Source organism: Polaromonas sp. P3_C2, from assembly GCF_056402675.1.
Genome location: NZ_JBFUGX010000090.1, coordinates 1 through 9,141, shown reverse-complemented (window position 1 = coordinate 9,141; position 9,141 = coordinate 1). Strand labels below are relative to the sequence as shown.

At 62.4% G+C, this 9,141-nt stretch carries 8 protein-coding genes; 6 read left to right on the top strand and 2 right to left on the bottom strand.

Features of this window, described 5'->3' with window-relative positions:
• Positions 1-839 (top strand): LysR family transcriptional regulator (locus AC1DWI_RS06050; protein WP_477724535.1); only part of this gene is annotated, 839 nt, incomplete at its 5' end.
• A gap of 144 nt (positions 840-983) precedes the next feature.
• On the opposite strand, the gene AC1DWI_RS06045 is transcribed toward AC1DWI_RS06050, so the two are convergent.
• On the bottom strand, positions 984-1,607 hold the full coding sequence (locus AC1DWI_RS06045) for an outer membrane beta-barrel protein (RefSeq protein ID WP_477669238.1): 624 nt from the start codon (positions 1,605-1,607) through the stop codon (positions 984-986).
• 214 nt (positions 1,608-1,821) lie between these two features.
• Between AC1DWI_RS06045 and AC1DWI_RS06040 the strand changes: the two genes are divergently transcribed.
• The 3 genes from AC1DWI_RS06040 (at position 1,822) to AC1DWI_RS06030 (ending at position 4,891) form a co-directional block, all read left to right on the top strand.
• Positions 1,822-2,667: an N-formylglutamate amidohydrolase gene (locus AC1DWI_RS06040; RefSeq protein ID WP_477669239.1), complete on the top strand. Its 846-nt coding sequence runs from the start codon at positions 1,822-1,824 to the stop codon at positions 2,665-2,667.
• Between the two features lie 72 nt (positions 2,668-2,739).
• The gene (locus AC1DWI_RS06035; protein ID WP_477669240.1) at positions 2,740-3,786 is read left to right on the top strand and encodes a histone deacetylase family protein; all 1,047 of its coding nucleotides are present in this window, start codon (positions 2,740-2,742) and stop codon (positions 3,784-3,786) included.
• Between the two features lies 1 nt (position 3,787).
• Positions 3,788-4,891 carry an NAD(P)/FAD-dependent oxidoreductase gene (locus tag AC1DWI_RS06030; RefSeq protein WP_477669241.1) on the top strand — a complete coding sequence of 368 codons (1,104 nt, stop codon included), beginning with the start codon at positions 3,788-3,790 and terminating at the stop codon, positions 4,889-4,891.
• A gap of 3 nt (positions 4,892-4,894) precedes the next feature.
• Here AC1DWI_RS06030 and AC1DWI_RS06025 read toward each other — a convergent pair whose 3' ends face one another.
• Entirely contained in the window at positions 4,895-5,677 is a 783-nt protein-coding gene (locus tag AC1DWI_RS06025; protein ID WP_477649166.1) for a 3-hydroxybutyrate dehydrogenase, read from the bottom strand.
• Positions 5,678-5,795: 118 nt separating this feature from the next.
• Between AC1DWI_RS06025 and AC1DWI_RS06020 the strand changes: the two genes are divergently transcribed.
• Positions 5,796-6,707 (top strand): alpha/beta fold hydrolase, encoded by a 912-nt coding sequence (locus tag AC1DWI_RS06020; RefSeq protein ID WP_477669242.1) that lies wholly within the window; start codon positions 5,796-5,798, stop codon positions 6,705-6,707.
• Positions 6,708-6,789: 82 nt separating this feature from the next.
• On the top strand, positions 6,790-9,048 hold the full coding sequence (locus AC1DWI_RS06015; protein WP_477724534.1) for a RelA/SpoT family protein: 2,259 nt from the start codon (positions 6,790-6,792) through the stop codon (positions 9,046-9,048).
• Positions 9,049-9,141 lie beyond the last annotated feature (93 nt).

The window sequence follows — 9,141 nt, the reverse complement described above, 5'->3', positions numbered from 1 at the left end:
CCCGCAAACTGGGCAAAAGCCAGTCGACGGTGAGCAGTGCGATTGCCAACCTGGAAATCGACCTTGGCCTGAACCTGTTTGACCGGAGCASCCGAAAGCCGGCACTGACGGAACACGGACGGGTCATGCTGGGCAAGGTGCAGGAAATCCTCGCTGCCAGTGACCGGCTTGACCGCGCTGCCAGCCAGCTTGGGGGCGGCCTTGAGCCCAGGCTCAGCGTGGTCTGGTCGGACACCTACCAGTCAGACCGGTTTGAAGAAATGCTTTCGGCTTTTGAGAAAAGCTTTCCCGACCTGGAGTTTGAGTGCCTGATTGCCGAACACGGCGACCTAGTGTCGCTGGTGCAAACAGGGCGGGCAAACATTGGCGTGGTAGCAGCCCAGGGCGCTTATCCGCCGGACATCGGTTCGGCCACGATTGCCGAGCAGTCTGAAATCACCCTGTTTGTGGCGGCCGCCCACCCATTGGCCAGCATGAAAGACATCACGCCCGACGTTCTGGTCAATTTCAGGGAGCTGCGGCTGGATACCTATATAGAGATGGAGCGGGGTGCGCAGGGAGTCCGGGGCTCACATGGGGCGCGCCAGTCGCGCCGCGCCTGGTCCGCTCCCAGCTATCTCATGCTGCTGGAAATGGCGGTGTTGGGTTTTGGATGGGCGGCCATTCCRCGCTGGATGGTGACGCGCTTTGCCGCTGGCAAACTGGTCGAACTTCATGCGCGCGGCTGGCCGCGCAGGGTGCCTGTGGACGCCGTATGGTCACGCCAGCGCCCCTTGGGCCGTGCCGGAACCTGGCTGTTGCAGGAGATGCTGGCACCGCACGTGCACGCGGTTTTATAAGAAGAAAATGCTTGAAAGCAAAGAATAGCGGGCGCAAGCAGCTATGAAATTGATAGTGAATGCGTGAAGCGAAAACATGAAAAAAGCCCGCATGCCATGAAAGGCATGCGGGCTTTTGGCTGTTGGCTACGCTGCCACAACGGCCTAGAAGCGGTAGCGCAGGCCTATGCTGGTGGTGCTGAGGCGTTCCTTGCCGCCACCGGGGTACTTCATGTCATGCTCGTCCCACTGCAGCACCGCCGACAAGGTAGGGGTGAATGCCCATTCGGCCCCCAGGCCATACGACACGCCCCAATTGCTTTCGCTGCCTGTGGCAATGCCGGACGCAGGTGCGGCGGACACGTGGCTGCGTCCATAGGTCGTCCCCAGCTTGCCCAGCAGGTTGAAGGAGTTGCTCATTGGCAAACGGCCGACCAGGCTCAGGTTGATGCCTTCTGCATCGGTCTGCCCGCCGCCACGGTTGATCTTGCCGAAATCGGTATAGCCCAGTTCCAGGCCGAAGTTGTTGTTGAAATAGCTGCCGCCGTAGATGTTGTACGACGTGTCCCTGTTGTCGGAAGGAAAACCGCCGGCACCGCTTGGCAGGGAAAAGTCTGAGCTGCCCACGTTCAGGCCGAAATAGCGCGAGCCCGGTGCGTAAAACGAATAATTGCTGCTGTACGTGGTGTTGGACGATGTCGAACCGCTTTGGGCGTTGGCCCCTGCGGCCGCAGCCAGGGCAGCAGCAGCCAGCACGGTTGCGGAGAGTTTGCGGGTCAATGATGGCATGGTGGTTCCTTCAATCAATGAATTTTCGGAATGCACTTTTTCTTTTGGAAAAAGCGGTTTAGCGGGCTTTCCGCTGTGAAATTTAAGGGCCGCACCCACACACTGTTGTGGGGCTAAAAGTTAAAACCCTGTAGGACAAACGGAAGTTTGCGAAAGGGCTGAACCTTGGAGCGCCACCGTCCGTTTGCCAATGTGCTGCTGCTAAAGTCAGTGCATGCCCTCCATTACCTACCTGCCCGGAAGCACTCCGCTGGTTCTTGATTCCCCGCACAGCGGGACGGTGTATCCGGCTGATTTCGGGCATGCCTGCGAGCTCGCCGTGCTGCGCAGCGCAGAAGACACCCATGTCGAAAAACTGTATGACTTTGCGCCGGCATTGGGTGCGCATTGGGTTGAGGCGCATTTCCCCCGAAGCTACCTGGACGCCAACCGCAACACCACCGAAATGGATGTGTCCCTGCTGGAAGCGCCCTGGCCCGAACCGGTAGACGATGATCCCCAGGTCATGTCCAAGGTCCGCCTGGGCAAGGGGCTGATCTGGCGCACCACCGACGAAGGCGTGCCGCTGTATGACCGCAAACTGGGGGTGGCGGAAATCCAGGCGCGCATCGAGCAGTGCTGGAAGCCCTACCACGCCGCCGTGGCGCAGGCGATTGATGCCGCCTGGCGGCAGCGCGGCTACAGCATCCACATCAATTGCCACTCCATGCCGGCAGTGGCTTCGGGCAGCGCCACCGATTTTCCGGGTGAGGCGCATGCGGACTTTGTGGTCGGCGACCGTGAAGGCACAACTGCCAGCAAGGCGTTGTCGACACTGGTGTGTGAGCACCTGCGCGCGCAGGGTTACAGCGTGGCCTACAACCACCCCTACAAAGGCGTGGAACTGGTGCGCCGCTACAGCAACCCGGCCGGGCACCGGCACAGCATCCAGCTGGAGATCAACCGCAAGCTGTACATGGACGAAACCACGCTGGAGATGACACCGGGCGCCGGGCCGCTGAAGGCGACGTTGCGCTCATTGGTCGAGGTGTTGCTGAAGACCGACCCGCGCACACTTTGATGGCGGCGCGCTGCGCTGTTCGGGTAACCACCATCACCTCCTTTTCATGAACGAACCAAACCATTCGCCACCATGCTTACTTTTTTCAGCGACAGCCACCACGATCACGCCCCTGCGTTCGAGTTCTACCGCGGTGAGCGCGTGCCGTGTTTTGAAACCCCGGCGCGCGCCGAGTACGTTAAGGCCCGCCTGAGCGAGCGCGGCCACGAGCTGCGCACGCCCCAGGCCGACAGCCGCACGCTGTTGGCCAAAGTGCACAGTGCCCGTTACCTGGCGTTTCTCGAGCATGCGTGGCGCGACTGGGTGGCGCTTGAAGAGGGCAACGACCAGCGGCAGCCTTTTCCCTCTGTCTGGCCCGTGCGTACTTTGCGCAGCGATGTGGAGCCCGTCAATTTCACCGCACGGCTGGGGCTTTATTCGATGGACAACGGGTCACCGCTTTCCGCGGGGACCTGGACAGCCGCCAAGGCTGGTGCAGATGCCGCCGCCAGCGCTGCCGCTTTGCTGGCGACCGGCCAGTCCGCTGCGCGCGGCGTGTTCTGCTGCAGCCGTCCACCCGGCCACCATGCAGGGGCCGACTTCATGGGAGGCTACAGCTTCCTGAACAACGCTGCAGTCGCTGCCCAGGCGTTTCGGGACGGTGGCGCCGCGCGCGTGGCGGTGCTGGACGTGGACTACCACCACGGCAACGGGACACAAAGCATTTTTTATGACCGCGCTGATGTGCTTTTCGTGAGCCTGCACGGCGACCCCTTGACCGAATATCCGTTCTACCTGGGCTATGCCGACGAAACCGGAGCGGGCGAGGGCGAAGGTTTTAACCTGAATCTGCCGCTGGCCGCCGGTTGTACCGTGCTGCGCTGGTTTGAGGCGCTGGAAGCGGCATGCCTGCGCATCAAGCAGCACCGCGCCGACGCGCTGGTGGTGTCGCTGGGGCTGGACACCTTTGCCGAAGACCCCATCTCCAAATTCGCGCTGCTGCCTGGCGACTTTATCCGCCTGGGCGAACGCCTGGGCAAGTTGGGGTTGCCCACGGTATTTGTGCTCGAAGGCGGTTACGCCGCCGCGGCGCTGGGCACCAATGCCGTCAACGTCATTGAAGGTTTCGAGGGCGTCTGATATGGACCAGGTCGACTGTGTGGTGATTGGTGCAGGCGTGGTGGGCCTGGCGGTGGCGCGTGCGCTGGCCTTGCAGGGCAGGGAGGTAATGGTGCTGGAAGCCGCCGACGCGATAGGCGCAGGCACCAGCTCGCGCAACAGCGAGGTGATTCACGCCGGCATTTACTACCCACAGGGCTCGCTCAAGGCGCGGCTCTGCGTAGAAGGCAAGGGCCTGCTGTACGACTACTGCGCGGAACGCGGCATAGGCCACAAGCGCTGCGGCAAGCTGATCGTAGCGACCAGCGAGGCTCAGGTGGCGCAGCTGCAGGCCATCCGTGAAAAGGCCGCCGCCAACGGCGTGAACGACCTGGTACTGTTGACCCGCGAAGAAGCCCGGGCGATGGAGCCGCAACTCGAATGCGTGGCGGCGCTGCATTCGCCCAGCACCGGTATTGTCGACAGCCACGGCCTCATGCTGGCGCTGCAGGGCGATCTTGAGAATGCAGGCGGGCTTGTGGTGCTTAATTCGCCCCTGGCCCATGCGGAGTGTGCGCAAGCAGCTATTAATTTAATAGCAAAAGACGGTACGGAACTGCAAGCCAGGACCGTCGTCAACGCCGCCGGGCTGCAGGCCCAGCACCTGGCCAGCCGCTTTGCCGGCTTTCCGGCGCAGCATGTGCCGCCCAGCCATTACGCCAAAGGCAACTACTTCACCTTGCCCGGCCGTTCGCCCTTCAGCCGCCTGATCTACCCCGTGCCCGAAGCCGCCGGCCTGGGCGTGCACCTGACCATCGACCTAGGCGGCCAGGCCAAGTTCGGGCCCGATGTGCAATGGGTCGATTCACCCGACGACCTGGTGGTGGACCCGGCGCGCGGCGATGCTTTTTATGCCGAAGTACGCAAGTACTGGCCCGCATTGGCCGACGGTGCGCTCATGCCGGGTTATTCGGGCATACGCCCCAAGATCCAGGCGCCTCATGAGGCTGCCAAAGATTTTCTGATCCAGGGACCGCGTGATCACGGCGTGGCAAGGCTCGTCAATCTTTTTGGTATTGAATCGCCAGGGCTGACAAGCTCACTGGCAATTGGCGACTATGTGGGCCGGATGTTGCAAACGGCTTGATCTTTACTGCGCCGCCCACCCGCCATCCATGTTCCAGGCCACGCCGCGCACATTATTGCCGGCCGGTGAGCAGAAAAACACCGCCAGCGCGCCCAGCTCTTCGGGTGTGGTGAACTGCAGCGAAGGTTCTTTTTCACCCAGCAGTTGTTGCTTGGCGGCTTCGTTGCTGATGTTTCCGGCCGCGGCTTTGGCGTCCACCTGTTTTTGCACCAGAGGCGTCAGTACCCAGCCTGGGCATATGGCGTTGCAGGTGACGCCGGTGGTGGCATTTTCGAGGGCGGTGACCTTGGTCAGACCCACAATGCCGTGCTTGGCGGCGACATAGGCGGATTTTTCTGCAGAGCCCACGAGGCCGTGGACCGACGCCACATTGATGATGCGTCCCCAGCCCTTGCCTCCATTGGCGGCCAGCATGGCAGGCAATGCCAGGCGGGTGGCATGAAAGGCGCTGCTCAGGTTGATGGCGATCACAGCGTCCCATTTCTCGACCGGGAAGTTCTCGACGCGGGCGACGTGCTGGATGCCGGCATTGTTGACGAGGATGTCGACCTGGCCGAATTGCGCGGCAGCGAACCGCATCATGTCCTCGATGTCGGCGGGCTTGCTCATGTCGGCGCCGTGGTAGGCCACGCGCACACCCAGCGCTTCGATCTCGGCCTTGGGGCCGTCCACGTCGCCGAAGCCGTTAATGACGATGTTGGCGCCTTGCGCTGCCAGCGCCTTGGCGATGCCCAGGCCGATCCCGCTGGTCGAGCCGGTGACGAGAGCTGTTTTACCTTTGAGCATGATGTTTCTCCGGATGATTTACGATGGTTGAGCTGGGATTCTGAACAGCGCGCGGTGCAGGCTGCGCATCGCCGATTTTTCAAGCAATTATCAAGCCTTTGAATTGAACTGCCGCACCATGACCCAACCTACGCTGAACTACGTAAATTGCCCGGACGCCGCAGGCGGGCATCGCATGGCGTACTGGCAATGGGGCCAGCCGGACAGCACGCACGTTGTGGTGTGCGTGCATGGCCTGTCGCGGCAGGGCCGCGATTTTGACGTGCTGGCGCGCACGCTCTGCGAGCAGGCGCCGGACGGCATTCGCGTGGTCTGCCCCGACGTGGTGGGCCGTGGGGAAAGCGACTGGCTCAAAGACCCCATGGGTTACCAGCTGCGAGGCTATGCCGCCGACATGCTGGCGCTGCTGGGCCAGCTGCACGCGCAGGCGCCTGTGGTTTCGCTGGACTGGGTGGGTACCAGCATGGGCGGCCTGATCGGCGTGGCGGTGTGTGGGACGCCTGGTCTGCCCTTGCCCACGGCGGTGCGCCGCCTGGTGCTCAATGACGTCGGGCCGGCCATCCAGTGGCAGGCAATCGTGCGAATCGGCACCTATCTGGGGCAGGCCGGTCACTTCGGGTCGGTGCAGGAAGCGGCCGATGCCATGTGGGCGATTTCCCAAAGCTTTGGCCCGCACACGCCCGAACAGTGGCTGGCGCTGTCGCGTCCCATGCTCCGGCGCGTCTCGGACGCCGCCGATGCCAAGTGGCGCCTGCATTACGACCCGGCCATCGCTGTGCCGTTCAAGCAGGAGACCGAGGACTCCGCGCGCCAGGGTGAAGCCGTGCTCTGGCAGCTCTACGACAATATCAAGGCCGAAACGCTGGTGATCCGCGGCAAGCAGTCGGACTTGCTGAGCTCCCAGACGGCTCAGGCCATGACGGCCCGCGGCCCGCGCGCGCGCCTGGTGGAGTTCGACGGGGTAGGCCATGCGCCCACGCTGATCGCTGCGGACCAGGTGGCCGCCGTGTCGGGTTTCCTGCTTGGGTAGCACCCGGGTATTGAATTGGGTAATGCTGGGTAAGTGCCGCAATGCGGCGCTGCCAGCCTCGCAACTATTTGACTGAAGTTTCATGAAAAGCAATGTGGTCGGGCCCGGTAGCCCGACAGCCTCCCAGGGGGCGAACGCCTCCATCGTGACCGCTACGGCCGACAGCCTGCCGGACCAGCCGCATGCGCTGGCCCGTGCCCGGGCGTTTGCCGAGCCTCTGATCGCCAGCGAAACGCACGACACGGGTGAAAACATCCTGGCGCATGCCGACGCTGTGGCTGCCATCCTGAAAAACATCGGCGGTTCGGAAGCCATGCAGGCCGCGACCTACCTGGTGTATGCGTGCCAGCACCTGAACAAGCCGCAGGAAGTCATCACCAAGGCCYTCGGCGCCAACTACGCTGCACTGGCGCTGGAGACCACCAAATTGGTGCAGGTGCAGCGGCAGGCTCGTACTGCCAATGCCAAGGCGCATCTGCTGGACGACCCGGCCGCGCAAACCGAAAACGTCCGCAAGATGCTGCTGGCGTTTTCGCGCGACTTGCGGGTGGTGATGTTGCGGCTGGCGTCGCGGCTTCAAACCCTGCGCCATTACGCGGCCACCCGGCAACCTGCCCCTTTGCCGTTGGCGCACGAATCCCTGCATGTGTTTGCGCCGCTGGCCAACCGCCTGGGCATCTGGCAGATCAAATGGGAAATGGAAGACCTGGCTTTCCGTTTTCTGGAACCCGATACCTACAAGCAGACAGCCCGCCTGCTGGATGAAAAGCGCGTGGAGCGCGAAGGCTTCATGGAGGCCTTGCGTGCGCAGCTGGAGCGCGAACTGAACCAGAACGGCATTGCCGCGCTGGTGCAGGGCCGACCCAAGCACATCTACAGCATCGTTAAAAAAATGCGCGGCAAGTCGCTCGACTTCGAGCAGGTGTTTGACATCCGTGCCTTGCGTGTGATTGCCGCCGACGTGAAGGGCTGTTATGCCGCGCTCGGTTTTGTGCATTCCCGCTTCACGCCGGTGGACGGCGAGTTTGACGACTACATCGCCAAGCCCAAGTCCAATGGCTACCAGTCATTGCACACCGTAGTGCGTGACGATGGCGGGCGGGCGGTGGAGATACAGGTGCGCACGCAGGCCATGCATGACCATGCCGAGCACGGCGTGGCTGCGCATTGGGCCTACAAGGAGGCGGGTGCCAAGGGTTACGCGGGCGTGTCGGCCAGCAGCGAATATGACGCCAAGATCGCCGTGCTGCGGCAACTGCTCGCGTGGGAGAGGGATCTCTCGGGCCCGGCCTCCCAGCGTGCACGCGACGCCAAGCAGGGCCTGTTCGAAGACCGTATCTATGTTCTGACGCCCGATGCCGCCATCGTGGAGTTGCCGCAGGGCGCGACGACGGTAGATTTTGCTTACAGCGTGCACACCAGCCTGGGACACCGTTGCCGGGGCGCGCGCATTGACGGTGTCATGGTGCCGCTGAATACGCCCTTGCAAAACGGCCAGACGGTGGAAGTGATCACCGTGAAGGAAGGCGGACCTTCGCGCGACTGGCTTAACCCCGAGCTCGGTTTCTTGTGCAGCCACCGTGCAAAGTCGAAAGTCCGCGCATGGTTCAACGCGTTGGCCATGGAGCAAACCGTGGCCCGGGGTCGCGAGGCCGTGGAAAAACTGCTTCAGCGCGAGGGCAAGACCGCCATGAAGCTGGACGACCTGGCGGTGCAACTCGGCTTCAAGGCGGCGGATGATTTGTTTGAAGTAGTGGGCAAGGACGAGTTGTCACTGCGCACGATTGAAAACATGCTCAGGCCACCCGAACCGATGTTGAGCCAGGACGACTATGTGCTGGCAAAAAAAGCGCGTCCGCCGAATCAGAAATCCAAAAGTGGCGGCGGCGTGCTGGTGGTCGGCATGGGTTCCCTGCTGACGCAATTGGCCAAATGCTGCAAGCCGGCGCCGCCGGATGAAATTCTCGGTTTCGTCACCAAGGGCAAAGGGGTCAGCATCCACCGCAGCGACTGCAGCAATTTTCGCAACATGGCCAGCGGCAGCCCCGACCGCGTGATTGAGGTTGAATGGAACGCACCCAAGACGGCGGATGGCGCGGTGTATCCGGTGGATGTGGCCGTGGAGGCGGCGGACAGGCAGGGCTTGCTGCGCGATATTTCCGAGGTATTCGCCAAGGAAAAAATGAATGTGATTGGTGTGCAGACACAGTCGGTCAAGGACAACCGCGGCGGCACGGCGTGGATGACATTCACCGTTGAAGTTGCGCAATCGGGCCGGCTTAACCAGGTGCTGGCCGTCGTGGCCGAGGTGCCGGGCGTGCGGTCCGCGCGGAGACGTTGAACCCGGCTGCAGGACTTTTTTCGGCAAATTTTCGGGGCGAAGCAAGATAGCCGTTTTGCTTTGCTACAATACGAGCTTCGAACAGTCCTTAGG

Coding starts and splice junctions, on each gene's coding strand:
- AC1DWI_RS06030 (WP_477669241.1), top strand. CDS start 3,788: ATGGACCAGGTCGACTGTGTGGTGATTGGTGCAGGCGTGGTGGGCCTG.
- AC1DWI_RS06025 (WP_477649166.1), bottom strand. CDS start 5,677: ATGCTCAAAGGTAAAACAGCTCTCGTCACCGGCTCGACCAGCGGGATC.
- AC1DWI_RS06020 (WP_477669242.1), top strand. CDS start 5,796: ATGACCCAACCTACGCTGAACTACGTAAATTGCCCGGACGCCGCAGGC.
- AC1DWI_RS06040 (WP_477669239.1), top strand. CDS start 1,822: ATGCCCTCCATTACCTACCTGCCCGGAAGCACTCCGCTGGTTCTTGAT.
- AC1DWI_RS06035 (WP_477669240.1), top strand. CDS start 2,740: ATGCTTACTTTTTTCAGCGACAGCCACCACGATCACGCCCCTGCGTTC.
- AC1DWI_RS06045 (WP_477669238.1), bottom strand. CDS start 1,607: ATGCCATCATTGACCCGCAAACTCTCCGCAACCGTGCTGGCTGCTGCT.